General features: G+C 61.5%; 26 protein-coding genes. 10 read left to right on the forward strand and 16 right to left on the reverse strand.

Translation table 11 applies throughout. The annotated features are described in order from the left end of the window. Positions 1-11: 11 nt before the first annotated feature. The 15 genes from ACO07N_RS06760 to ACO07N_RS06830 form a co-directional block, all read right to left on the reverse strand. A complete protein-coding gene (locus ACO07N_RS06760; protein WP_421980288.1) occupies positions 12-1520 on the reverse strand; it encodes an aldehyde dehydrogenase (NADP(+)) in 1509 nt (502 codons plus the stop codon). 12 nt (positions 1521-1532) lie between these two features. After that, complete coding sequence (locus tag ACO07N_RS06765) at positions 1533-2687, reverse strand: fumarylacetoacetate hydrolase family protein (RefSeq protein ID WP_421980289.1); 1155 nt, start codon at positions 2685-2687, stop codon at positions 1533-1535. Continuing rightward, positions 2684-3520 carry an alpha/beta hydrolase gene (locus tag ACO07N_RS06770; RefSeq protein ID WP_421980290.1) on the reverse strand — a complete coding sequence of 279 codons (837 nt, stop codon included), beginning with the start codon at positions 3518-3520 and terminating at the stop codon, positions 2684-2686. The genes ACO07N_RS06765 and ACO07N_RS06770 overlap by 4 nt, the downstream gene beginning before the upstream one ends. Beyond that, positions 3517-4155, reverse strand: a complete 639-nt coding sequence (locus ACO07N_RS06775) for a hypothetical protein (protein WP_421980291.1) — start codon at positions 4153-4155, stop codon at positions 3517-3519. Before ACO07N_RS06775 ends, ACO07N_RS06770 begins: the two co-directional genes overlap by 4 nt. After that, a complete protein-coding gene (locus ACO07N_RS06780) occupies positions 4148-5509 on the reverse strand; it encodes a substrate-binding domain-containing protein (RefSeq protein WP_421980292.1) in 1362 nt (453 codons plus the stop codon). Before ACO07N_RS06780 ends, ACO07N_RS06775 begins: the two co-directional genes overlap by 8 nt. A gap of 21 nt (positions 5510-5530) precedes the next feature. Further along, positions 5531-6490 carry an ABC transporter permease gene (locus ACO07N_RS06785; protein WP_421980293.1) on the reverse strand — a complete coding sequence of 320 codons (960 nt, stop codon included), beginning with the start codon at positions 6488-6490 and terminating at the stop codon, positions 5531-5533. Then, entirely contained in the window at positions 6487-7431 is a 945-nt protein-coding gene (locus tag ACO07N_RS06790) for an ABC transporter permease (protein ID WP_421980294.1), read from the reverse strand. Before ACO07N_RS06790 ends, ACO07N_RS06785 begins: the two co-directional genes overlap by 4 nt. Next, complete coding sequence (locus ACO07N_RS06795) at positions 7424-8947, reverse strand: sugar ABC transporter ATP-binding protein (RefSeq protein ID WP_421980295.1); 1524 nt, start codon at positions 8945-8947, stop codon at positions 7424-7426. Before ACO07N_RS06795 ends, ACO07N_RS06790 begins: the two co-directional genes overlap by 8 nt. Before the next feature lie 91 nt (positions 8948-9038). Further along, complete coding sequence (locus tag ACO07N_RS06800; protein WP_421980296.1) at positions 9039-10166, reverse strand: substrate-binding domain-containing protein; 1128 nt, start codon at positions 10164-10166, stop codon at positions 9039-9041. A gap of 48 nt (positions 10167-10214) precedes the next feature. Further along, a complete protein-coding gene (locus ACO07N_RS06805) occupies positions 10215-11501 on the reverse strand; it encodes an amidohydrolase family protein (RefSeq protein ID WP_421980297.1) in 1287 nt (428 codons plus the stop codon). Between the two features lie 286 nt (positions 11502-11787). Next, a complete protein-coding gene (locus tag ACO07N_RS06810; protein WP_421980298.1) occupies positions 11788-12078 on the reverse strand; it encodes a hypothetical protein in 291 nt (96 codons plus the stop codon). Next, positions 12059-13504 (reverse strand): type II and III secretion system protein family protein, encoded by a 1446-nt coding sequence (locus ACO07N_RS06815; RefSeq protein WP_421984389.1) that lies wholly within the window; start codon positions 13502-13504, stop codon positions 12059-12061. The genes ACO07N_RS06810 and ACO07N_RS06815 overlap by 20 nt, the downstream gene beginning before the upstream one ends. Positions 13505-13939: 435 nt before the next feature. After that, positions 13940-14563 carry a hypothetical protein gene (locus ACO07N_RS06820; protein WP_421980299.1) on the reverse strand — a complete coding sequence of 208 codons (624 nt, stop codon included), beginning with the start codon at positions 14561-14563 and terminating at the stop codon, positions 13940-13942. A gap of 17 nt (positions 14564-14580) precedes the next feature. Beyond that, entirely contained in the window at positions 14581-15093 is a 513-nt protein-coding gene (locus ACO07N_RS06825; RefSeq protein WP_421980300.1) for a tetratricopeptide repeat protein, read from the reverse strand. A 261-nt stretch (positions 15094-15354) separates the two neighbouring features. Continuing rightward, positions 15355-16086, reverse strand: a complete 732-nt coding sequence (locus tag ACO07N_RS06830) for a FadR/GntR family transcriptional regulator (RefSeq protein ID WP_421980301.1) — start codon at positions 16084-16086, stop codon at positions 15355-15357. Between the two features lie 152 nt (positions 16087-16238). Here ACO07N_RS06830 and ACO07N_RS06835 point away from each other — a divergent pair, with 152 nt between their 5' ends. From ACO07N_RS06835 to acuI, 5 genes are read left to right on the forward strand one after another with little or no spacing between them, the layout of a single operon-like run. Then, complete coding sequence (locus ACO07N_RS06835; RefSeq protein ID WP_421980302.1) at positions 16239-17042, forward strand: DUF2182 domain-containing protein; 804 nt, start codon at positions 16239-16241, stop codon at positions 17040-17042. Beyond that, entirely contained in the window at positions 17042-17668 is a 627-nt protein-coding gene (locus ACO07N_RS06840; RefSeq protein ID WP_421980303.1) for a DUF1326 domain-containing protein, read from the forward strand. Before ACO07N_RS06835 ends, ACO07N_RS06840 begins: the two co-directional genes overlap by 1 nt. Before the next feature lie 12 nt (positions 17669-17680). Beyond that, complete coding sequence (locus ACO07N_RS06845; protein ID WP_421980304.1) at positions 17681-18802, forward strand: dimethylsulfoniopropionate demethylase; 1122 nt, start codon at positions 17681-17683, stop codon at positions 18800-18802. A gap of 2 nt (positions 18803-18804) precedes the next feature. Next, positions 18805-20439, forward strand: a complete 1635-nt coding sequence (locus ACO07N_RS06850; protein ID WP_421980305.1) for an AMP-binding protein — start codon at positions 18805-18807, stop codon at positions 20437-20439. A 15-nt stretch (positions 20440-20454) separates the two neighbouring features. Continuing rightward, entirely contained in the window at positions 20455-21447 is a 993-nt protein-coding gene (gene acuI, locus ACO07N_RS06855; protein ID WP_421980306.1) for an acryloyl-CoA reductase, read from the forward strand. Between the two features lie 1020 nt (positions 21448-22467). Here the strand turns inward: acuI and ACO07N_RS06860 are convergent. After that, on the reverse strand, positions 22468-23361 hold the full coding sequence (locus tag ACO07N_RS06860; protein WP_421980307.1) for a LysR family transcriptional regulator: 894 nt from the start codon (positions 23359-23361) through the stop codon (positions 22468-22470). A gap of 94 nt (positions 23362-23455) precedes the next feature. Here ACO07N_RS06860 and ACO07N_RS06865 point away from each other — a divergent pair, with 94 nt between their 5' ends. The 5 genes from ACO07N_RS06865 (at position 23456) to ACO07N_RS06885 (ending at position 25966) form a co-directional block, all read left to right on the forward strand. Continuing rightward, positions 23456-24070 carry an FMN-dependent NADH-azoreductase gene (locus ACO07N_RS06865; protein WP_421980308.1) on the forward strand — a complete coding sequence of 205 codons (615 nt, stop codon included), beginning with the start codon at positions 23456-23458 and terminating at the stop codon, positions 24068-24070. Between the two features lie 270 nt (positions 24071-24340). Further along, entirely contained in the window at positions 24341-24538 is a 198-nt protein-coding gene (gene rpmI, locus ACO07N_RS06870; protein ID WP_145345317.1) for a 50S ribosomal protein L35, read from the forward strand. A gap of 25 nt (positions 24539-24563) precedes the next feature. Beyond that, the gene (gene rplT / locus ACO07N_RS06875) at positions 24564-24923 is read left to right on the forward strand and encodes a 50S ribosomal protein L20 (RefSeq protein ID WP_306142195.1); all 360 of its coding nucleotides are present in this window, start codon (positions 24564-24566) and stop codon (positions 24921-24923) included. Between the two features lie 85 nt (positions 24924-25008). After that, positions 25009-25251: an alanine:cation symporter family protein gene (locus ACO07N_RS06880; RefSeq protein ID WP_421984390.1), complete on the forward strand. Its 243-nt coding sequence runs from the start codon at positions 25009-25011 to the stop codon at positions 25249-25251. A gap of 421 nt (positions 25252-25672) precedes the next feature. Then, complete coding sequence (locus tag ACO07N_RS06885) at positions 25673-25966, forward strand: hypothetical protein (protein ID WP_421980309.1); 294 nt, start codon at positions 25673-25675, stop codon at positions 25964-25966. Positions 25967-26001: the final 35 nt, after the last annotated feature.

The raw sequence follows: 26001 nt of genomic DNA on the forward strand, positions 1-26001 counted from the left end.
GGCAATTGAAATCAGCCCTTGGCCGCATCTGGCAGCAGGTCTGCGGGCAGGTTCTGATAGCAGACCGGCCGCAGCCAGCGGCGGATTGCCATCGTGCCGACGGACGTCGCGCCAAAGTTGGTCGAAGCCGGGTAGGGTCCGCCATGAACCATGGCTTCGGCGACTTCCACTCCGGTCGGGAAGCCATTGGCCAGGATCCGGCCCGCGCGGCGCTCCAGGATCGGCATGAGCGACTTCGCCAGGGGCGCGTCGCTTTCGTCCATTTGCAGCGTGGCCGTCAGCTGTCCTTCGAAACAGCGCGCAACCGACCGCATTTCCGCGTCGTCCCGAACCGTGACGATCACACCGGCGGGTCCGAAAACCTCTTCCTGCAAGTCGCGGTTTCCGACAAAGGTCTCGGCACTGGCCCGGTAGACGGCGGGCGTTGCACCCCGGTTGTCGCTGACCGAGCTGAGCAGCGTTTCGACGCCGGCAACGGCGCCGATCCGGCCTTGTCCGTCGCGGCAGGCGCTTGCGATCCCGTCGGTCAGCATGGTTTGCGTGCCCACCGCCTGTAGCGCTGTGACGGCGCTTTCCGCGAAGCTGTCAGCCTGCTCTCCGGCATGAACGACGACGACGCCGGGATTGGTGCAAAACTGTCCGACGCCCATTGTGAGTGACCCTGCCCAGCCTTCTCCGATCGCCTCTGCGCGCGACGCCATGGCGCCCGGCAAAAGGAAAACCGGGTTGACGCTGCCGAGTTCACCGAAAAAGGGAATCGGCTCCGGCCGCGCGGCACACAGATCGAAAAGCGCGCGCCCGCCCCTCAGGGACCCGGTAAAGCCGACCGCCTTGATCAGCGGGTGCTGCACGACGCCCTGACCCAGCGCGAGCGTGGTGCCCTGCAGGAAGCCGAACGTGCCCCCCGGAAGCCCGCAGGCTTTCACCGCGGCATCGATGGCCTGTGCAACCAGTTCGCCCGTGCCGGGATGGGCCGGATGTCCCTTGACGACGATCGGGCAACCGGCGGCAAAGGCCGATGCCGTGTCGCCGCCTGCCGTGGAGAATGCCAGCGGAAAATTGGACGCGCCGAAAACGGCAACCGGTCCGATCGGTCTTTGCACCAGGAAGAGTTCGGGACGCGGCAGCGGCTGACGGTCCGGCAGCGCGCCGTCGTGGCGCCTGTCCAGGTAGTCCCCTTTCAGGATCGTCTCGGCGAACAACCGCAACTGCCCGGTCGTGCGGCCGCGCTCGCCTTCGAGACGGGCGGCAGGCAAAGCCGTTTCCTGACCGCCGATCTCGGTCAGCTCCGCGCCCCGCGCCTCGATTTCGTCTGCGATCTTGTTCAGGAAAGCAGCTCTTTCCTGATCGCTCGTGGTGCTGAATACCTCGAAAGCCTCGTCCGCGGCACGGCACGCGCGGTCGACGTCTTCAACCGACGCCTCTGAAAAACTGTTTGGAGCTCCGTCGGCCGGCTGCGACTGAAACGTCGCTTCGCCCGAGACCCATTCGCCGTTGATGAGATTCTTGCCCGTTACCATGCCGCTTGTCCCCTAGATTAGATTGCGTTTTGACAGGTTGCGCATCAGTGCGCTTGTTCCGAACGACCATTCCGGGCACTCGGTCGAGAGCCGGACAGTGTTGCGCAGCGTGCCGAGCTGCGCACATGAAATGCTGACGATATCGCCGAGCTTGTGGGTGAAACCCTCGCCGGGGGCGTCACGATCCTCGGTCGGCGCGAACAGCGTTCCCAGGAACAGCAGGAACCCGTCGGGATACTGGTGGTGCCGCCCGCGTGTCTGACCGACCAGGTCGAGCGGGTCCCGGCTGATCTCCGTCATGGTGGAGTGACCGGACAGCTCGAATCCGTCCGTGCCCGATACTTTCAGATCCAATTCGAGACGGCGCACATCGTCGATCGAAAAGGTGGCATCGAACAGCCGGATCGCGGGACCGATGGATGTGGACGCATTGTTGTCCTTGGCCTTGCCCAGCAACAGCGCAGAGCGGCCCTCCACATCACGCAGATTGACGTCGTTTCCGAGCGTCGCCCCCTTGACCGTTCCGGAACTGTCGACCGCCAGCACCACTTCCGGCTCCGGGTTGTTCCAGTTGGACACCGGGTGCAGGCCGACCGAAGCCCCGTAGCCGACGGCGGACGTCGGCTGCGCCTTGGTGAAGACTTCCGCGTCCGGTCCGATACCGACTTCCAGATACTGCGACCAGACGTCCTCCGCAATCAGCGCTTCCTTGAGCTGTGCCGCTTTTTCGGACCCGGGGGTCACTGACCTGAGGCTGTCTCCGATGATCGCATGACAGCGCGCGCGAATGGTTTCCGCTTTCGCCGGGTCCCCCTTCGCCTTCTCCTCGATCACCCGTTCCAGCATCGAGAACGCGAAGGTGACGCCACAGGCCTTGATCGCCTGAAGATCGGCCGGAGCGAGCAGCCAGGGCCGCGCCGGATGGGGACTCTCGACCGAATTGGCCGCGATTTCATCAAATGTCCCGATCGCGACACCATCAGCATCGGAGACCCAGCCGGCAGGGTCTTCGAGTTCGAGCAGATCCCGCATCGTGGGCACCGCTGCACAGGTAATGTCGATCAGGGTATCGCCGCGCAACACGCAAAGACTGGGGCCGGACAGGTCCGGCCGCCAGACCCGGAATACGAAAATCCCGTCGCCCGGCAGGTTCAGTTGAGAGGTCATGATGATATCGTGTCCACTTCTGCAGGATGGCTGGCGCTCATTAACCAGACGCCAAGCGCATCAATCAAGGGGCTTTTTTGCGAATTCAGATCGGCGAGGATGCTTAGGTGGTGCGCTCCGCGCACGATGAGATGCCCCGCCCCGGCGCTTTCGGACATCGCAAGGGATTGCCCTTGGAACTCGTCGGTCTCATCTCCGCCGACAACACAAAGGAGCGGCGTGCCGATCGAGGCACCGATCAGACTGTGCGAGCGGATCTCTTCATCGGTCAGCCTGATTTCATCCTGCAGGAAAGATTTGGCGACGGGTGCTAGATCGTAGACGCCGCTGATCGCGACAACACCGGCGAGCCGGTCGGTCAACCCGGCCCTGAGCGCGATACTCACCGCCAGATGCGCGCCAGCAGAGTGTCCGACCAGCAGGAATCGCGTGTCACCGGAATAGAGTTCTGCAAGTCGGCCGAGGGCGGAACCCGCATCGCTGACAAGGTCGTTCAAGCGAAATTCGGGCATCAGCCGGTATTCGGCATTCGCGCATGTGTTTCCCAGCGAAGACAGACCGGTCAGCACGCACCGATGATCTTCTGCGCTCAAACTGCGCCAATAACCTCCGTGAATGAAGACCGGCACGACACGGCTTTGAACAGGGCCGCACTCCGTGGTCTCGATCCACTGCCGGTCATGCGCGCCGTAGGCGAAGCGTTCGAATGACAGCGACCGCGCTGCCGCGCGGCTCGCGGCGTCCCGCCACCGGAGCCATTCGTCAAAGTCCTCCAGAACGTCGGAGAACCGGAACTGCTGATTCCACAAGCCGCGCTCGTTCAAGTCGTTCATTCCGGTTTCTCCGCATGCGAACAAAGAAGATCCGCCGCTTTGGCCAGCTTTGAACGAAGCTCGTTTCCGGTCACGTCCCGGGTGCCCGGCAGCAAAACACCCACGATGCACCGCCGGTCTTGGCGTTGCGAGACAGTGGAGATCACGGCGCGCTGTGCCGCGACCGCCTCGAATTGATGAACAAGAGAAACCTCGGCGAGCCTCTCGGCATCGAAGGAAGGCGGGATCAACAGGTTGTAGTGCCGCTGCGGCGTCACGAAAGTGATACCGCGTCCGCTGGAAAACGGACCGATCGCGCATGCCCCATCGCTCAGGACGGCGAGGAAGGCTGTCAGCCGGGTCGATTGCCGCAGTTGGATGAGCACAGGCTCGGCCACAAGCGCAAATTCACCAAAACCGAGCGCGGACAGCCCGGTCGCCAGTGTCGACGGACCACGCAGATACGCCCCGCCGGTCGACCTGCCCAACAGACCTTCACTCTCCGCGATGGCAACGGCTCTGTACCCCGATGTCGTGGCCAGCCCGACCGAACGCGCAAGGGGAAGAGGTCCGGAGACGACCTTCTGGAGCGGTTGCTCAACGAGCCCTTCGAAGATATCGATGGCCTTGTCGTAAGGTGTGTCGGCCTTATCCATGTCGCGACCCTTGCCTGTTCTCCCCGTCCGACCGCAATCCGCGCAGGCTCGGCCCCTGGGACAGGATTGCCGTTCCGGGCAGGTCCCAGCCCACGTGCCGTTCCGCCCAGGTATCCGCGCGGACGCTTGCCGTCTCCATACCACGCGGAAGAACGATGGGAACCGGCACTTCCACCCTGCGCGGTACGGATTTGCCGGAAAGGATATCCAGCGCCACCTCGACAACCCTGGCCCCCATCGCCGCCGGGTAGTCGAGCGCGACGAACGGAACCTTGTGATAGAGCGCGAGCTTGTACATCTGGTTGAGATCTCCCCCTGTGTGGGCGGGCACGGCAAGGTCGTTCTCGATGAAGAACTTCAGGGACCCTACCCCCTGCAGACCGCTGTCGCACCAGATGCCATCCGGGGTGTTGGCTCCCTGTTCGAACAGACGCTGTACCGCATTGCGGCCACCCTCCTCTGTCCAGTCCGTGTAGGTCACCGCTTCGATCTGGATACCGGGAAATTCGGAAAAGCCGGCGAACGCCGCCGATTGGCGCCGCATTGCCGGGCTGGCGCCTTCCAGACCGGACAGCATCCAGATACGGCCGGCACCCTTCAGCCTTTCCGCCAGCCACACCGCGCTGATGCGCCCGATACGCCGATCCGAGGCCGTCACGAATGAGACCAAGGATGAGGGATCGCGCGGGCGGCGGTCGACCGCGACAACCGGAAGCCCCGCATCTGCAACATCCTTCAATTTACGGTCCAGCAAGGGGGAATGGGCGTTGGTCGTGCTGACCAGGAGCAGATCAAGCCCGCTTTCGACAAGTTCGTCTATCTGATGCACCTGTACCCGGGCATCATCGCCGGCCTCCCTGACCAGAAAGGTTTCGATGCGGTCCGCGTGCAGCCGTTCCGCATAGCGCATGCTTTCAAACATTGCCCTGCGCCACTCGTTGGAAAGCGATGCGTTGGCAAAGCCGATACGGAATGGAGCCGGCCTTTTGTAGCCATGCGTGGAGACCGTTTCGAACAGGCGCGCATCCCATTCGGTGACGGCGTGAGGGGAATCCGCAGCTGTTTTGTCCAGTGGCAGCGCTGCGGTGCTGCCCGGCAGCGCGGTGTCAACGGACTCAAGCGGAACATAGGCAAGTCCGGCGGCCTTTGGCCCCAGCCTGAGCGACCCGTGATCGACCCTTTCAAGCCAGCCCCGCAAGGTCAGGGCTCTCAAAAGCCCGAACCCGGTCGACCGGCCCATGCCGACGGCGTTCAGGATCTCATGCGTGGGCCTCGGACTGTTCAGGTGATCGAAACAGCCCAGGATCCGGGCAATTCGGATGAGGTTGGATCTTGGAGTTTCGCCGCCTGGCACGCGCTTTCCCTCAGCCTCGTATCAACGTCGTGACCGCCGCATGTAAACAGCCGCCGCCAGCAAGATCAAACTCCCCTTGATGACGAGTTGCAACTCTATGGACAGACCGAGGATAACGACGATGTTGAAGAGCGAGACAAGCACGAGCGTTGCCAGCAGAACCCCTGGAACACTTCCCTTGCCGCCGCTCAGCGCCGCGCCGCCGATGACGGCCGCGGCGATGCTGTCGAGTTCGTAGCCGCGCCCGGTCCAGTTGTCGACGATCCCGACATATCCGACCAGAACAAGACCGGCCAATCCGGCGAGCACGCCTGAAATCATGAAGGCGCTGACCACGAGCAGCCGGGTCGGCGCACCGGTCATGTAGGCCGCATCCGGATTGTCGCCGTAAAGTTTCAGGCGCCGCCCGTAAACCGTGTATTCCAGGAGCCAGTGCGCGGCGAAAGCAACAATTGCCAGCAGGATCAGCGCGACGGGAATGCCGAACAGATCACCCGTCGCAAGCCAGCGGAATGTTTCCGGCAAGGTGCCGCCGGGCGCGCCGCCCGTATAGGCAAACCGGATCCCCTGCAGCACGATCATCGTGGCAAGCGTTGCCAGGAAGGGGGTCACGCCGCGATAGGCGACAAGATACCCGTTGATGCCGCCGATCAGCGCGCCGAGCAGAATGCCGACGGCAAAGATCACGACCGTGTTGTCATTCAACCCGATGGAAAGAACCGCCACGGTGGCCATGATGGAAGCGACCGACAGATCCAGGCCGCGCACGATGATGACGATCATCTGCCCGATCACCACAAAGCCGAGTGGTGCGGCCTGAAGCAGGATGTCGCTCAGGTTGGCCGGGCTCAGGAACCTTGGCGACAGGGCCGTCGTGACCGCCCAGATGACGACCAGGAACCCGGTGAGCAGAAGCAGTTCCCGGTTCTGCTGCGCCCGGACCGTGTCGCTGTTTTTTTCGAAAAGCGCCGTCATGCTCATTTGCTTTTTCTCCCGACGAAGATGGAAACGGCGGCGATGATGATCAGTCCTTCCGCGATCCACTGGTAGAAGCTGGAAACGTTCATGAAATTCAGGACATTGGCGAGCAGCGCCAGAACGATCACGGCAAGCAGGGTTCCCAGAACCCCACCGCGGCCGCCGACCAGCAACGTTCCGCCGACAATGACCGGCGTGATCGATTTGAGGTCGAAACCGACGCCGGCTCTCGGATCGCCCACGCCGAAGCGGCCGCAGATGTAGATCGCGGTGACCGCGGCGAGGAACCCGGAAAGGGCATAGACGATCAGCTTTGTCGACTTGACCGGAACGCCCGATATCGACGCAGCCTGTTCGTTATCGCCGATCGCGTAGATCCTGAGCCCGAGGCGGCTTTTCCAAAGCAGGAAGCCGGCCAGTACATAAAGAAAGAGCGTGAAAATCGTGCCATAGGGGATCATGCCGATACGCCCGTAGACGAGGTCTTCAAAGAACAGGGGGACGGATCCCGTCGGCTGGCGCGTGATCAGCAGTGCCAGCCCCGAAAGGATGGTCGACGTTCCGAGGGTCACGATCAGCGGATGGATGCCCACAAACGTGACGATCCCGCCATTCACCGCGCCGATAAATACGCCGAGGCTGAGAACAACGGCGATCGCGGCCGCAAAGCTGGCGGGGTCTTCACCTGCGATCGAGGCAAACACGACCGTGAGAAGGCCAAGTGCTCCGGCATAGGACAGATCGATCCCGCCGGAAAGAATGACGATGGTCTGCGCAAGTGCGACGATCGCCAGGGCGACCATCTGATCCTGGACATTGGCGAAGTTGAGAGGCGTGGCGAACCGGTCGGAACTGTACATTCCGACAAGAACAACCAGGCCTATAAGCGCCAGCACAACCAGATGCACCGGCTGCGCGCGCGTCATGCGAATAACATCATCCATTGGAGGCAACTCCGTGGTGGCTCGGGGTTTCGGCCGCCGCGACGCTCATGATCGCTTCTTCCGATATCTCCTGAGACGTCAGTTCCGCGGCCAGCTCTCCATCGCGCATGACGAAGACCCGGTCGCAAAGCCCGACAATTTCAATCAGTTCCGATGAGATCGCGAGGATCGCCATACCTTCGTCGGCCAGGTGCCGGAGCATCTTGTAGATCTCGGACTTGGCGCCGACATCAACCCCGCGTGTCGGTTCGTCGAGAATGAGGACCTTGGGCCTGTTTTCCAGGAGGCGCGCAATCAGAACCTTCTGCTGGTTGCCGCCCGAAAGGGCCGAGATTGGCAGACCGACATTGTCGACCACGACGCCAAAGCGTTCCTTCATGACTCGGGCCCGGGCTTCCTCGTGTCCGATGGCGACACGTGCGGGATGAACCCCGTGTCCGGGCGTGGTCGCGGCGAAGTTGCGCGCGACCGAGCTGTTCAAGAACAACCCGTCGTCCTTCCGACTTTCGGTGAGCATGAGTATGCCGGCATCGATACTGTTTGAAGGAGACCGGTAATCCAGCGGCTCGCCTTCGATCAGGACGCACCCGTTCGCGGCTTCTGCGCCATAGATGGCAAGCGCAAGCTCCGTCCGGCCGGACCCCACCAGTCCGGCCAGTCCGAGAATTTCACCCGCTCTCACCTCGAAGCTGACCGGTGGCAGACCTTCGGCGACGACGAGATCCCTGATCTCCAGCATTGGGGCTCCGGTTTCGGCACCTTGAGCTCTTTCCGGGAAAAGGTTCCCAAGCTCTCGCCCGACCATCGCCGCGATAACCGTATCATGCGTGTATTCGGCAACCGGCCCCTGTGATGTGACCACACCGTCCTTGATCACCGTGATGTCGGTACAGATCTCGAAGATCTCGTCCAGCCGGTGCGACACGTACACGATGCCGAGGCCCCGTGCTCGCAGCTCGTTGATGATCTTGAAGAGATGCCGGGTCTCGTTCTGCGACAGCACGGCCGTCGGTTCGTCAAGGATGAGAACGCTGGCATCCGATCGAAGCGCCTTCGCGATTTCGACCATCTGCTTGTCCGCGACGCTCAGATCATCAACGAGGGATCTGGCGGACAGATGGATCCCGAGCTTGTCCAGCAGAACCTCTGCCTGGGCAACCAGAGCCTTGCGGTCGATCAGGCCGAACCGGGTCCGTGGTTCGGCATCGAGAAAAATGTTCTCGGCGACACTGAGTGCGCCGATTGTGGAAAATTCCTGGTGGACAACGGCAATACCTGCATCAAGGCTCGCCCTCGGGCTGGACCAGTCTTCCTGTTTTCCGTTGAATTCGACGTGACCGGATGTCGGGTGATAGAGACCCGTCAGCAACTTGATGAGGGTCGATTTTCCCGCCCCGTTCTCACCGCATAGCGCCACCGACGTGCCCGCGTGAACCTCGAATTCAATACCTTTCAGAACTTCGTTCGGCCCGAATGACTTTGACAGCGCACGCGCGGCCAGTACCGGCTCAGACATGACCTGGTCTCCTCCCGATCCACCGTGACCGGGCGGCCGAAGCCGCCCCGATCTTCCCTTACCGGGCGGCCGAGGCCGCCCGGTGCGGAGCCTATTTCGGATAATTAGCGGTGAAGGTTGCCGGATCGTAGTCCGCGCCGACGCCCGACGACATGATGACCGATCCCGGTTTGTCCATCAGCGCATAGTCGGCGGTGAAAACATCGGCCTTCACCGACGGGGTCTCGTGACCTTCCGAAACGACCACCTGCTGGTTCACCTCGATCCGGCGGGGAATGCCCTTGCCGTCAAGCACATCGAACAGGACTTCGAACCCCTCGGCCCCCATCGCCGGCGGATAATCGATACCGATCATCGGAACATCGTTCTGCACCGAGAGCTGATACATGGCGTTGAAGTCGCCACCCGTGTGCGGCGGGATCTTTCCGGCTTCGTACCCTGCAGCAAGAAACGCTTCGATGGACCCGGAGCCCTGCAGACCGCTGTCAGCCCAGACACCTGCAATCTCGTCGCCGTATTTCTGGATCAGGGCGGACATGATGGTCTTGCCGTTCGCGGGCGACCAGGATGTGTATTGCGTTTCCAGAACCTCGATCCCGGGGAACTGGTTGAACACTTCCATTGCCGCCTTGATCCGGTTTTCCGCAGGCGAGGCGCCGGCCAGTCCGCCAAGCATGACAACCTTGCCTTCGCCGCCGAGCTTCTCCGCGAGCCACTGGGCGGAAATGCGGCCCAGCGCCTGGTCGGACGCGGTCACGAACGTGATGTAGTTCTCGTCGGACGAGACCTGGCGGTCGACCAGAACCACCGGGATGCCCTGCCGTTTGGCCCGGCGGACCGCCGGATCGAGCGCCTCGGCGGTTGCCGGGCTGATCAACAGAATATCAACGCCCTGGGCGATGAGATCCTGAACGTCGGCCGCCTGTTTTGACGGATCGTCATTCGCGTCCGTGATGATGAAACGCTCGATCTTGTCGGCGTGCCGCTCGGCTGCTGCCTCGATGCCGTGAAGCATGGCAACACGCCAGGGGTTTGAAATGGACGCATTAGAGAACCCGATGACATAGGGCCCCTCCTTCTTGAATTCCGCGGCATCGAAGATGTCCACGGACCCCGGGTTCCAGAGGAACGTTCTCGGGACACCGTCATAGTCGGCCAGAGCCGCACTTGCAGACAGGCAAAGGGATGCGGCCGCAGCCACAATTGTTCTGATACGCATTTTCTCCTCCATAATAATGCGTTCGTGGATAGGGATTTTCGGAAGTGTTTACTCGGCGGCCTGAATCAGGCCCGGAGTTCGCTGCCCGCTCTCACGCGGATCTTTCCAGGCAACGCCGTCCTTCATGATCATGGCCAGGTTGTCCTGTTTCTGGAGCAGCGAGACGTCCTGCACCACGTCACCGCGCACCAGCAGGAGATCCGCCAGGTAGCCCTCCTTGACGAGGCCCAGTTCGTCGCTCCGGCCCATGAGCTCTGCGCCGACATGTGTGGCGCAACGCAACGCCTCGACGGGCGAATACCCGAAATAGCGGACGAAATGCTCGATATCGCGGGCGTTCTGCCCCATCGGCGTGACGGAAAACCCGTAATCACCGCCAACCACGACCCGGACCCCGCGCTTGCGTATTTCGTGATAGGTCGCGCAAGTCGCTTCGAATTTGCGGAACAGCCCCATGCTTTCGGCCACCTCCCGGGTGAGGCCAACGACATCGCCTTCGCGCGTGCTGTTATGAACGAGCCCGAATGCGGGACCGACGAAGATGCGGTCCTTGGCGCCTTCGAGCATGTCGAGAGCCTCTTCATCGGCAAAATCGCAGTGGTAGATGCAATCCACACCGTGGCGCACTGCCATCTTGACGCTCTGGGATGACCTGGCATGAGCGGCCACCATCTTGTCGAAGGCATGGGCAACTTTCACGAAAGCCGCAAGCTCATCGTCTTCCGTCGGCGTGATTTCAGCCCGCGCATGGCTGACGAATTCGTCCCCCGAGATGTTGATTTTCATGACGTCGACACCGTCGCGCACGCATTCGCGGGCCACGCGCCGCATTTCATCCGGCCCGTCTGCAACCAGGCCGAAGCTCTCCTGGTAGATGTGCCGGTTGCGCTCGTCACCGAGGCCGGCCGTTGTCGTGACTTCAGGGCTGCCGGCCATCATGCGCGGACCGTCAATCAGGCCTTCATTGATCGCATCCCGCGCCGTCACACCCAGCATCGGCTTGGCGGAGGCCGCTTCGAAGATGGACGTAAATCCGTGGCTGAGCAGGAGTCTCAGGTTCTGCGCCGTCAGCAGCATGTGCTTTTCCGGACACAGCTGCCCCAGCTCGGTCGGTTCGGATATTCCGGTGAAGCTCGGATGGCAATGGCCTTCGACCATGCCCGGCATAAGCGTCATACCGGTTCCGTCGATCGTGTTGTCCGAAAGGCCGGACGGCATTTCCGTGCCCTCGATAACCTTTTCTATCCGGTTTCCCTCGACCACGACGGTTCCCGGAACGGCGACGTCCGCGACGCCGTTCCAAATCATGGCGCCCTTAATGACGGTTTGTGTCATTTGATCCTCCCAAGTCACTCCGGCGAGGTCTTGCTGCCGGTGCGTTGCGGGGGAGGATGTCAGACTTCAGTTCGACAACAAGACAGGTTGTCGCACCATTTGTCCATATATTGGACTATTCTGAAATATGGATAAGTATTTCTACTTTTGTCGCAGAAACTGCCCTCACCATCGTCATTTTCGACAGGCATTCAGTGGGATTTGGACAAGACTGGACGAAGAAGCCGGAGTGCTCGGCCTCCAACGGAACAGCAAGGGAATAAAAAACGGAAGACTTTGGAAAACGTCAGGAGCCGCCGCTGATCGCCGCTTCCGAGCCGGCAGCCGTGACCACGTCGCTGTCGCCCGGCGTCAGATAGCGTTCCTGCGCGTTCACCGCCGTCTGTCCGTCTGTCGGCAGGTTGGTGTTGTAGGCCTGTCGCGGGAAGGGCTGCACGGTGTGAATGCCCATATTGGCCTGCATAGCGCTGCCTGCGCCGACCGTCACCGTGTCCCGGTGGCTCATGTAGTCGGCGCACCCGCCGAGAAGGAGCACTGCCGCGAGAGCCGCAAGCCGATCAGTTCTTGGAGTAAACATAACCATCCTCGAGTTCCAGATCGACGATATGGCCGTATGGTCCGATGAGACCATCGCCTTCCTTGTACTTGCGCAGCATGTCCTTGTTCACTTCCAGCAGGCCGAGCGCGAACATCTCGACGTCATTCGTGGGCCGCGTGTTGTCGAGCGGCGATGCCAGCGGTTCGTCCGGGCGCGCCGGCCGGACCAGCCGGGGCGTCACCACGATGACCAGGTCCGTCTCGCGCTTCTGGAAGCTTGTGGACCGGAAGAGCACGCCGAGAACAGGCACCTGGCCCAGCCAGGGCAGCTGGCTGATGTCGCGGGTATCGACATTCTCCAGGAGGCCCGCGATGGAAAAGCTCTGTCCGTCCTTCAGTTCGATCACCGCTTCCGCGCGCCGCGACGTGAAGCCGGGATTGCCGTTCACGTTGATCGAGTTGTCGATATCGCTGACTTCGGTCATGACGCGCAGATTGATGCGGCTGGCGTCAAGCACCGTCGGCACGAATTCCAGACGGACCCCGAACGGCCGGTAGTCTGTTGACGAGGCAACACCGCCCGCATTCGAAACCGCCGTCTGGATCGGCACTTCACCGCCGACATGGAAGCGGGCGGTCTCGCCGCTGATCGTCGTGAGGTTGGGTTGCGCCAGCCGGCGCACGAGGCCCTTGCCTTCAAGTGCGTCGATAATCGTGTCGATCCGGATTCCCGCGGTCTCCAGGACCTTGCCGATCAGGGTGCCGAAGGGCAGTGCCCCCTGCTGCGCGACGCTGGCGCCGGTGCCCAGGAGTGCGACAAGACCGCCGTCTTCATTGGTTCCGACCTGGACGCGCGAGCCGCTTGTACTCACGTTTCCATTGTCCGACCGGCCGACCCAGTTCACGCCGAGATCGCGGCCGATCGAACGGCTGGCCTCCAGGACGCGCACTTCCAGCGCCACCTGCTGCGGACTGCGCACGCTCAGCGCATTGATGACGGGCGCTTCGGAAAACTGCTGCGCGACTTCCAGGACCTTTGTCAGTTCCACGGCATTGTTCACCGAACCGCTCAGCCGGATCTTGTTCCCTATATTGGAAACGGAAACGAGAGAGGTCGGCGCAACGGCCCGGATTGCGCGAACGACATCGTCGAAATTCAGCTGCACCCGGACTTCGATAACCCCGAGCAGCGTTTTCGAGGCGTCGTAGATCGAAATGTTGGTCAGTCCAGGCGCCTTGCCCTGAATGTACAGAACCTGTTCGGAGAGCGGCACGATATCGGCCGTCTCCGGATTGCCGACCACGAGATCGGAGAACTTGCGATTGGTTCTCACGGTGCGCGTCGTTCCGGGCTGCATGACAACCTTGGAGACGCTGCCGCCGTTGACGACCAGCGTCATCTCGTCGACTTGCGCCTTGGCCGTGCCCGGAGCCGCGATGCTCATGCCGACTATCGCGATCACCATTGTCAATAGGGACGATATCTTCACGTCAGGTCTCGTCTTCAGAATTCGCAGTTTTAAACACTGCCGACGTGAATTTTGCTTCCGAACCCTAGCAAAAATACCTAAGATATTGAAAGAGTCCCCGCCGACTGACAATCAATACTAAGTTGCCGACGATTAACGGCTGGTGAAAAAAAACTTAAAACTGAAAGTGATCACGCAGAAACTTCATTAATCGAGATTTCAGACATGATTTTATCTTGACGATTGAAGCTTTGACCTCAGGAATTCAACCGCAATACACCTAAAAATTGAAGAACTAATCGTATCTGGCAACAAACCAGGTTTGAACCCGCGCGACGCGACCATTGCAATGAGGGGTGCTGGTGTGAAGGAATGTCAGGTTTTGGCTCAAAGTCACCGCTTGGGGCACAGTCGGCTGTACCCGTAAGGGCCTCACCGCTTTTCGTAGCGCACCTTGCCGTCGGCAGTGACCACGCGCCGGAACAGGGCCGATCCCTGGGCTGATTCCTGGACCGGAGCCGGCGGGCGCGCGAAGCTGACGCGCGGTGTGCCGCGCGCGCTCTCGAACCGGTTGACACTTTGTGCCGACAGGGCCGGTGAGAACATTGCGGTCGCCGTCGACGAATGGAAGAAGTCGATATCCGCGTCGACCCTGGTCTTCAGGTTGTCGACAGGAATGTCGGAGTCGCCGCGCTCGATCCGCATCAGCCTGACGCCTGACTGGATCTGGCTGAGCCGCTGGTCCATCTTCGCAAGGCGGCTTTGAACGCCGGTATTCATCAGCGCGACATTGCCTGAAATCCGTTTTTCGAATTCCTGGAGCCCGTCAAGCTGGCGGCGGATCTGATTGAGTTCCGCCGTCGCCGACCAGGAGAAAAACAGGCCGACAAACAACAGGATCGTCACCGCGACGGAGACGGCATTGAGCGCGACGAGGATGCGGATATTGCGTTGCAGGAAGGCTGCGACCGGTGAGGGATCCTTGCCTGCCGCAGGTGCCTTGACCGCTCCGTTGGAGCCTTCGTTCGCTTCGCCTGTCATCTTGGGCCCGTTCACGTCGCCGCGCTCCCTCACTAACCGCGATTGGCAAAGGAGGTGCTGTTGCGCAGCAGTTCCAGGTTGTTGGCAGTCGTCTGGTTGCTCGGGTCGATGTCATAGGCCTTCAGAAAATATCGCCTTGCCGACACCAGATTGCCGCGCAACATGTAGGAGTAGCCGACATTGTTCAGGTACTCCGGCCGGTTCGGTATCATCCGTGCAAGACGTTTGTAGCCGATGTCGGCATTGTCGAACCGTCCGATCATGTCAGCAGACGCCGAATAGCCGATCCACGCGACCGGGTCTTTCGGATACACTTCGACGGCCCGCTTGTAGATGGCATAGGCCTGACCGTAGTTCTTTTCCTTGAACTGCACCCTGGCAAGCTGCAGGAGCTCGTCATCAGGGTAGTAGGCAACCTTTGAGAGATCGTCATTCGAAGCGGCACTGTCGCCGAAGGTCGACAGGTTTGCCAGGTCTCCGGACTGGCAACCTGCCAGCAAAAACACCGATACCGCAAAAGCAGAAGACTGTTTACGCAACCACATTGTCTCTTACCACGCCGCTTATACTCTGACGGGGTCAATCCACTGCGGCAGCATTACTACGCAGTATTCACAGTATCCCCCGCCGCTACTCTGTCGGTCTGCATTGAAGTTAGAGGGATTGTGAAAATTATTGGTTAAGAGCACCGAATTACATTTCGTAAAAATTTGCCCTTCACCGATAAGCTTCCGCTAAGCAACTCCCGCGCGCAGGCACGCGGCCGCGCGCCGGCTTCGACAACGAACAAAAGCGAATGGAAAACGTCAGCCGGCCTTGGGCTTGCGCCGCTGCGCGGCAAGCTCTTTGGTATAGGCGCACAGCTGTTCGAGACTTTCTGCAGCCGCGACGGCGTCCCGCTCCTTGAGCGCACTCAGAAGCGCATCGTGATAGTCCGCGATCCGCTCGCGGTCGCGCAGGCGGTAGACAAGCATGTTCATCAGCGGCTGCATCGCCTCGAACGCGGCCGACAGCTGAAAGGCCAGCAGCGGATTGCCGGTCGACTGCGCGATGGTGGAATGGAACGTCACGTCGGATGCGCAGAATTCCTCATCGCTCGTCAGGGGATCCCGCTGCCGGTTTGTCTCCGCGCGCATGGCCGTCAGGTCGTCCTCCGCGCACTTGTCGGCGGCGAGCGGCAGGGCCGCGGCTTCCAGCGAAAACCGGGCCTCGATCGCATCTTCGAGCGGAATGTCATTCATGCCGATCAGCAGACGCGTGGTCGTCACGAGATTGTCCTGCGCCTCCGACCAGGTCATGCGATTGACGAATGCGCCACCGGACGAGCCGCGCTCGCTCCGGATAAGGTTCTGCGCCGCCAGGCGTTTGAGCGCTTCGCGGACCGTTGAACGGGAAACACCGAACCTGTCGGCCAGGTCGGCTTCGCTCGGCAGGCGTTCTTCGCCCGCCAGCCGGCCTTCAAGAATGGCGTCACGAATGGCATTGGCGATCTGGACCGAAAGTCCCTGTTTCTGAATCGTGTCGAATTCAATCGCCAAAACGCCCTCGCATGCCCTCAAGATGAAACGCAGACAACCTAGTTGCACCTCTCCAAACGGTCAATTGCAAAAAAACAAATGTCAGACAATTAAATGTTTGACTTTTAAATGATGGAAGCGCAGCGTAGCGCAACAAAAAATGGGAGGAGCGGGTGAAGGCATTGTCACGTCTTCTGCCCGGCCACGGGACACTGTGGCTGATGTTTTTCGGCGGCGTGCTTGCGGCATGGGCTTTGCTCGTTGCCACGCATGTGCCCGTTGCCGTGCCGCATCCCACCGCTGAATACGGGCTCGCCTACCTGATTTCACTGTGCACCCGGAGCGTCGCCGATGCCGGATTCGTGTCCGTGGCGGCCATGTGGTCCCTCATGTCGCTTGCCATGATGGCACCGACGGCATTTCCCGCGTTCAAGACCTATTCCGACATGACCTACACGGACTCGGCCAGCGGAACCTCGCTTGCGGTTCTCGTCGCCGGCTATCTTCTGGTCTGGATCGGATTCGCGGTTCCCGCGGCCTATGTGCAGGTGCAGCTGGCGGATCTTCATCTTCTGGATGGCGCCGGCAAGTCGACATCCGCTCCGCTCAATGCGCTGCTGCTCGTTCTTGCAGGCGCCTACCAGTTCAGCCGGCTGAAGAACGCCTGCCTTTCGGCCTGCCGGAATCCGATGACATTCTTTTTCAGCCACTGGCAGCCCGGACACACGGGCGCATTGCGCCTCGGCCTGCGCCTCGGTGCCGTCTGCCTTGGCTGCTGCTGGGCTTTGATGCTGCTCGCCTTTGTCGCCGGGACCATGAACCTGGCTTTCATGGGCCTCGCCATGGTGTTGATGACACTGGAAAAGCTGCCGCAGATCGGCAATCGCATCAGCGCACCGCTGGGCGTCTTTCTCATCATTTCCGGGACGATGGTCGGCGTCCTGGCACTTATCGATCTATTGAACGGAGGAATCTGATGTCCGGATGGGCCATACGCGGTGAATTGATATTGAACTGCAACTGCACGGTTTTCTGCCCCTGCGTTGTTTCGCTTGGAAAGCACCCGCCAACGGAGGGTTACTGTCAAACCTGGGGTGGTGTGCGTATCGACGAAGGCCACTACATGGGGGAAGACCTCTCCGGCCTGAATATCGGGCTTCTCATCGAGATCCCCGGCCTGATGGCCCGGGGCAACTGGAAAGCAGCGGTTTTTATTGACGATCGGGCGAGCGACGTCGCGTATGAGGGCCTCGTGAAGATCTTCTCCGGACAGGCGAAGGGCACGACGGGCCTCTTCAAGGTCCTCGTCAGCGAGTTTCTTGGCGCTGAGCGCGCGCCTGTCTCCTACACGAATGAAGGCAAGACCCGTCGCCTGGTCGTCGGCAAGGCCATCAAGGGTGAAGTCGTTCCCGTTCCGGGCGCCAGCCCGGACGAAGACGTGGTCATCTCGAACACCGAATACTGGATGGGCCCCGACATCACCGTCGCCACGGCCACCCAGGGCCGCGTTCGTGCCTATGGGCGGGTCTGGGATTTCGACGGCCGCAGCGCCGAGATCTGTCAGATCGACTGGTCAGGTCCTGCCGCCGAGCAGGCTGCGTAGGGAGGTTCCGGCATGCAGGTCCCGGCTCTTTCGATTTCCCGCCGCACGCGCAACACGCCGTTTTCGCGCCGGGTGCAGGCAGCAGGTGTCAAGGCCTACACGGTCTACAATCACATGCTGCTTCCGACGGTCTTCAATTCCGTCGAAGAGGATTACCATCACCTGAAATCCAAGGTTCAGGTCTGGGATGTGTCATGCGAACGGCAGGTCGAACTCTGGGGACCGGATGCCGCGCGGCTTGCACAGATGCTGACCCCGCGCGACCTGTCCAACATGGTCGAAGGGCAGTGCTACTACACGCCCATGGTCGACGAGACCGGCGGCATGCTCAACGACCCGGTCACGACGAAGCTCGCCGAAGACAAGTTCTGGGTTTCAGTGGCCGACAGTGACCTGCTGTTCTGGATCAAGGGACTGGCGCATGCGCTGCGGCTGGAAGTCGATGTCGACGAACCGGACGTCTCGCCGCTGGCCATTCAGGGCCCCAAGGCGGAAGATCTCGTTGCCAGGGTCTTCGGCGAGAAGATCCGGTCGATCCGCTTTTTCCGCTACGATTATGTCGACTTCCAGGGTCACAAGCTGGTGCTCGCCCGGTCCGGCTATTCGAAACAGGACGGATTTGAGCTCTATGTCGACGGAACGCATCTCGGCGAACCCATCTGGGACGCCCTGATGGCCGCCGGAGAGGACATGGATGTCCGTGCAGGCTGTCCCAACCTGATCGAGCGGATCGAAGGACAGCTGCTCTCCTACGGCAACGACATGACCCGCAACAACACGCCGCATGAATGCGGGCTCGGCAAGTTCTGTCAGACGCAACAGGCCATCGGCTGCATTGGCCGCGACGCCTTGCTGCGTGTTGCCGTTGAAGGTCCGGTGCGGCAGATCCGCAGCATCGCCATCGACGGTGATCCGGTCCCGTCCTGCGACGACCTGTGGCCGGTGATCGCCGGCGGCAAACAGGTCGGCACCGTCAGCTCCGCGGCCTACTCACCGGACTTTCGCACCAATGTCGCGATCGGCATGGTCAGGATGACCCACTGGGACGACGGCACCAAGGTCCAGGTGGACACGCCGCACGGCATGCGCTCGGCAACGGTCTGGGAAACGGCATTCACCAATCAGGGGGGGTAGCGATGAAAGAACATTACGAAGCGCTCCCGCGGCAGACGGCCAACCATGTGCCGCTGTCTCCCCTGTCGTTCCTGGAACGCACGGCGGCGATCTTCCCGGAAAAGACCGCGCTGGTCTACAACGACCTGCGCCTCACCTGGCGCGAGGTACATGAGCGGGTGCGCCGCCTGGCCTCGAGCCTGAAGGACATGGGCATCGGCCCGGGCGACACGGTCTCCGTTCTGGCCGCCAACACGCCGGAGCTCTTCGAGCTTCACTACGCCGTCCCGCTGACGGGGGCGGTGCTCAACACGATCAATATCCGTCTCGAAGCCGAAACCGTCGCCTACATCTTCGATCACGGCGATGCCCGGCTGGTGATCGCCGACACGGCCTTTTCCGGCGTCGTCAAGGCCGCTTTCGCGCTGAACGGCAAGAGCCTGCCGGTCGTCGACATCGTCGATCCCCATGCGCCGGGCGGCGACAGGCTGGGCACGGAAACCTATGCCGGCCTGATCGAGAAGGGCGATCCCGCCTTCGCATGGGCCGGTCCGGACGACGAATGGCAGGCCCTGGCGCTCAACTACACCTCGGGAACCTCCGGACGCCCCAAGGGTGTGGTTTACCACCATCGCGGCGCCTATCTCATGGCCATGGGAACGCCGGTCGCCTGGGAGCTCCCGCGGCACCCGGTCTATCTCTACACCGTGCCGATGTTCCACTGTAACGGCTGGTGCCACGCCTGGGCCATGACACTGATGGCCGGAACAATCGTGTGCATCCGCCAGGTCAGCGGCAAGGCCGTATTCGACCTGATCGACCGCTTCGGGATCACCCATCTCGGCGGCGCACCGATCGTGTTGTCCATGCTGGTCAACACCCCGGAAGATGACAGGCGGCCGCTTTCCGCACCCGTCAAGATCATGACGGCGGGCGCACCACCCCCGGCGGCCGTGCTGGCGGCAACGAAGGCGCTCGGCTTCGAAGTCATGCAGGTCTACGGACTGACGGAAACCTACGGCCACGTCGTTCAGTGCCTGTGGCGCGAGGAATGGGAAGACCTGTCCGCCGACGAGCAGGCGGAGTTGCAATCCTGGCAAGGGGTCGGCTTTCCGATGACGGAAACGGTGGATGTCGTCGACCGGGACACCGGCGAACCGGTTCCGATGGACGGCGAGACGCAGGGCGAGATCGTCATTCGCGGCAACACCGTCATGAAGGGCTACTACAAGAACGAGGCGGCAACGTCCGAAGCCTTCTCCGGCGGCCACTTCAAGTCGGGCGATGCGGCCGTGCGCCATCCCAACGGTTATGTCCAGATCCGAGACAGGCTGAAGGACGTCATCATCTCAGGCGGCGAAAACATTTCCTCCGTCGAAGTGGAGGGCGTTCTGCACCGGCATCCCGATGTCGTGCTTGCGGCGGTCGTCGCCCTGCCGGACGGTACATGGGGCGAAGTGCCGTGCGCCTTTGTCGAATTGAAGGACGGCAGCACCTTGACGGAAGATGAACTGATCGACTTCTGCCGCGCGCATATGGCCGGTTTCAAGAGACCGAAAAAGATCGTCTTCACCGAATTGCCGAAAACGGCGACCGGCAAGATACAGAAGTTTGTTCTGCGCGAGGACGCCAGGACGATGACGGAAAACACCAGCTAACAGGGCAGTTTGACCATGACTTTCAAAGCACTCCTCGTTGAAAAGAACGACGAAGGCAAGACCTCCGCGTCGGTTCAGGAGCTTGACGACAGCCGCTTGCCGGAAGGCGATGTCACCGTCGCCGTCGAATACTCCACGCTGAACTACAAGGACGGTCTGTGTGTCGGTCCGGGTGGCGGTTTGGTGCGCAACTACCCCCACGTGCCCGGCATTGACTTTGCTGGCACGGTCCTGGAATCCTCGGACGACTGGTACAAGCCTGGCGACAAGTTGGTCCTCACCGGCTGGCGTGTCGGTGAGGTCTGGTGGGGCGGCTACGCCCAGAAGGCCTCCGTGAAGGGCGAATGGCTCGTGCCGCTGCCCGAAGGCATCTCGACCCGCAACGCCATGGCCGTCGGCACGGCGGGCTTCACGGCCATGCTCGCCGTCATGGCCCTGGAAGACCACGGCCTGAAACCGGGCGACGGACCCGTTCTGGTGACCGGTGCGGCCGGCGGCGTCGGCTCGGTCGCGACCGCCATTCTCGCCAATCTCGGTTATGAAGTCGCCGCCGTGACGGGCCGCGAAAGCACCTGGGACTACCTGAAGTCCCTGGGCGCCAGCACCATCGTTCCGCGCGACGACGTCAATGAAACCGTCAAGCGTCCGCTGGAAGCCGAAACATGGGCCGGATGCGTGGACGCGGTCGGCGGTGCCATGCTGGCCCGCGTGCTCGGCCAGATGAAATACGGCGCGTCTGTCGCAGCTGTCGGCCTGGCAGGCGGCGCGGCGCTACCGGCAACCGTCATTCCGTTCCTTCTGCGCGGCGTCAACCTGCTCGGCATCGACAGCGTCATGAAGCCCTACGATGCCCGCCTCAAGGCGTGGGAGCGGCTGGCAAATGATCTGCCAATGGACAAGCTGGAAGCCATGATCCAGCCGGCCACGCTCGAAGATCTGCCCGGGCTTGGCGCCGATATCCTGAAAGGCCAGGTCAAGGGCCGCGTCGTCGTCGACGTCAACGCCTGACGCGGACCGGGCCTTCATCCGGTTCAACCCTCCTACCGAGACGCACGCTTGCGTGCGTCTCGAAGAATCGGCCGCCTAGTGGTTCCCATCCCGGTTTGTCGCACAAGCGGCAAGACCGGGACCCTGCAATCCATGCGGCGCGCATAAGAGAACAACGGCCGGACAGGAGGTTACTGGATCCCTGCCTTCGCAGGGATGACAAGAAAAAGAGCCTCGTCCTTCCGGAAAGACGGCGAGACACAGCAACACCCTCCATCGTCTCCCCGGGCGAACATCGTGAGACCCGGGACCGGGGAGCCCCCACGCACCGATGGGCAACCGAAAAACCGCCGGGTCGGTACCTCCCCGGTCCCGGCGCGTACTCCGCTCAGTCGGGGTGAAAAATCAGAGAGATCCGTCATTCCGGACAAGTGCAGCGTCAGCTGCGCGCTGATCCGGAATCCAGACATAATGCGCGCTGAAAGCGTGGCCTCTTGCACAAAAGAAAGATCCGGGTTCGCTCCGCTCACGCTCATATCTGGATTCCGGATCAGCGTTCGGCTCAGCCTCACTTGTCCGGAATGACAAACGGGGAGACGGACCAACACCCTCCATCGTCTCCCCGGGCGAACATCGTGAGACCCGGGGCCGGAGAGCCCCGACGTGCCGACGGGCAACCGAAAAACCGCCGGGTCAGTACCTGCCCGGTCCCGGCGCGAACTCCGGTCAGTCGGGGTGAAAAAAACCGAGCGCCCGTCATTCCGGACAAGTGCAGCGTCAGCTGCGCGCTGATCCGGAATCCAGACATAATGCGCGCTGAAAGCGCGGCCTCTTGCGCAAAAGAAAGATCCGAGTCCGCTCCGCTCACGCTGATTTCTGGATTCCGGATCAGCGTTCGGCTCAGCCTCACTTGTCCGGAATGACAAACGGGGAGACGGACCAACACCCTCCATCGTCTCCCTGGGCGAACATCGTGAGACCCGGGACCGGGGAGCCCCGGCGTGCCGACGAGCAACCGGAACTGGTGCCGCAGACCGAATTTCACCGCAGCTCCGCTTTCAGGAAATCGATCATGACCCGGACCTTTCGCGGCAGGAAGGCCTTGCTCGGATAGAGGATCCAGGCGGCCGTGTCGAAATCGGTTGCCGCGCAATCATGCGCCGGAAAGAGATCAACAAGACGGCCGTCCTTGAGATCGTCCCGGATCAGCCAGTTGGCCAGGAGCGCAACACCCATGCCGAGGCGGGCGGCCTCGCGCAGGGAGAGCGCGCTCGCGATCACCGTCTTGCCCGCAACATCGACTTCGAAGGGCCCGCTGTCCTCGCTCCGGAACTTCCAGCTGTTGCGGAATCCCGGCAGCGCGAAACACAGGCAATTGTGATCGGCAAGATCCCGCGGCGTACCGACCGGACCATGCTTTTCAAGATAAGCGGGCGACGCCACCACACGGTAGTGCGACGAAAACAGCCGGGTGGAAATCAGATCCCCCTTCGGAGCAGCCGCCAGCCGGACCGCCAGGTCGAGCCCTTCCGCAAGCAGGTCCATGTTGTAGTCGGACGGGTAGAGCTCGACCGACAGATCCGGATAACGCTCCTGGAACAGCGGCAGGACCGGCATGATACCCTCCTGCGCGAAGGCGACGGACGCTGTCATCTTCAGCGTGCCTTTCGGCAACGCGCCCTGCGACGCCGCTTCCTCCGCCGCCGTTTCAAGCTCTTCCAGCAGCGGCGCGATCCTTTGCAGATAGCGCCCGCCCTCTTCCGTCAGCGCCAGTTTCCGCGTGCTGCGCTGGAAGATCCGGACGCCGAGGTCCTTTTCCGCATTGGCAACGATCCGCGACACGCTGGAGGCATCGACATCCAGGGCTCGGGCGGCCCCGGCGATGCTGCCGATATCCCGCACGAGAAGCAATGTCTTGAGAGATTGAATGTCCATTCGTGCATTTTACGCACGATTCTGCTGCGTGCTATCGTGTTTTTCTTGCACCAGCGCAGAAATAGCTTTGGGCCTGCCACAAAGGAGACCTCCAATGACACTGCTCTTGCGCATCAATTCCAGCTCCCGCCGGACCGGCTCGCATTCTGCTGCCGTGGCTGATCATTTCGAAACCTGCTTCCGGGAGAAGCATCCCGGCTGCCGGGTCATCTCCCGGCAGGTGGCCGATGGCTCGATCCCGATCATCAGCCAGAAGACGATCGAAGGCTTTTATACGCCGGCGGAACAAATGACCGGCGACCTGAAGGCCGCGACCGAACTGTCCGACACGCTGATCGGTGAACTGCAGGAAGCCGACACGCTTCTGATCACCGCCCCGATCTACAATTTCAGTGTCCCGGCCGCTCTCAAGGCCTGGATCGACCAGATCGTCCGGATGGGCCATACTTTTTCCTATCAGGACGGCGCTTTCGCGGGGCTCGCCAGAACCCGCCGCGCCGTGGTCATCTGCGCCTATGGCGCGGAAGGTTATCTTGAGGGCCAGCCCTTCTCTGCGGCCAATTTCGTCGAACCCTACCTGCGTTTCCTTCTTTCCTTTCTTGGCATCCAGGACATCCGCTTCATCTCGGTCCAGGGAACCACCGGGGATACGGAGACCGTCACGGCACGTCTCAATGCAGCCAAGGATGAGTGCAGGATTGCGGCATGAGTTTGCCGTGAAGCGCGAGGACACGAAAAATCTGTCGCCGGGCGGGAAATCCGCCCCGCGACTTTCGACGCGTTCTGCCCCGAATCCGGTTGCAATCCGCCGAAACCTCCCATATAAGCGCCCGGTCCAGAGTCGTCCGGCTCGTCGTGGACTGGACTTCTGCATGCAAATGCAGGTCCTCCCGGCAGAAAAGGGCATGCCGTGTCGGCTCTGAATGCTCCAACAAAAAAGCACCCGCTCGATGCGGATGCGCCAAGGAAAGGATGCAAAATGCCCAAGCTGAAGACGAAATCCGGCGCCAAGAAGCGCTTCAAGGTGACCGCGACCGGCAAGGTGAAAACCGCGCAGGCCGGCAAGCGCCACGGCATGATCAAGCGCACGAACAAGTTCATCCGCAACGCACGTGGAACAACCACGCTCAGCGATCAGGATGCACGCATCGTGAAGCAGTTCCTGCCCTACGCATAAAGCCAGCCCCAAGGAGATCATCTAAATGTCACGCGTCAAAAGGGGCGTCACCGCCCACGCTCGCCACAAGAAAGTTCTGAAGGCCGCCAAGGGTTATTACGGCCGCCGCAAGAGCACCATCCGCGTTGCCAAGCAGGCCGTCGAGAAGGCAGGACAGTACGCCTACCGCGACCGCAAGGCCAAAAAGCGCACGTTCCGCTCGCTTTGGATCCAGCGCATCAACGCGGCAACCCGCCAGCACGGCATGACCTACGGCCGTTTCATTGACGGTCTGAACAAGGCCGGCGTTGAAGTCGACCGCAAGGTCCTGTCCGATCTCGCCATCAACCAGCCTGACGCGTTCAAGGTTCTGGTCGACAAGGCACAGGGCGCTCTGACCGCTTAAGCCATCAGACAAGAGAATTTACGAAAAGCGCGGCTGCATCGGCCGCGTTTTTTTTGTTGCGTCCCGGCGGCAAATTTCCACCGGGATTTCGGGACATGCACCGGACGCAACGGCGGTCTTCTTCTTCTCCGATCCGCTGATGGGCGTGCTGGCTGTCGTCAACTTGCTGGCACTCATGATGCTGTTCCCGACGGCGAAGCGGATCCTTGACGACTTCAAGGAGCAGATCCGTGCGGGTGTCGACCGGCCGGTGCTCAATCCGGACAAGTTCGCCGATCTGGATATCGACCGGACCGCGTGGACCGGCAAGGATCCGGAAGCAACCTGAACAGGCCCGGATTTTTCCGGGCCGCAACCGGTCGCAATCCAGCGCGCCGCTTCGTACTCGCTCCGAAATTCACCCGCAACGGTAAATGCAGTTGCGAGTGTAAGCAGGGTGACCGCCCCCCAACCGGTAGGCGTCAACCAGGCTGCGGGCGGGTCTGCTTTGCCCGGAATTGCGCGCTCCAGCACGCCGTGTCCATGGGCTCGTACGCCCCGCGATCACGCAAACTGTCTCCCAAAGCACCAAGCCGTTAACTTTTGTGACCTCGTTTTGGCCGGATTCCGCGGGCAAAAGGTTAACGGCATCTTATATTGGCATAAGGATTGCGGCGTTTCAGGCAGGAAGGCACTGAGCGTGCCATTTTGAAACAACGAGGCGTTTTTTAGTGCGAGTGAACCCGGTAAGTGCAACAGGCCGTTCCATTGTGAGGCGCCAGCGTCCCTCTTCGGGAGAGGCGCGGTCCGGGTCCGAGGGCGATTTTGCAGGTTACCTGCCGCCGCCGCCCGAGCCGGAGCACCGCAGCGAGCCTGAGACCTTCTTCCGGGACTATCACCCCAATTCGGTTTTCCTCGCCCACCTGCTCGCGTCAGGCGAGATCGAGCTTCAGGAGCGGCCGCGCCGCCGATCGGTTCCAGAGCTCTGCGCCGACGCCTATCGCGCCACCGCCGCGCTGCCGAGGCAGCGCGCAGCCGGGCATCTGATCCGGACCGACCGCTGACACTTTCTTGATTTCCAGAAGTACCACTGGAGTTC

Source organism: Roseibium sp. (genome assembly GCF_965229775.1).
Lineage (GTDB): Bacteria > Pseudomonadota > Alphaproteobacteria > Rhizobiales > Stappiaceae > Roseibium.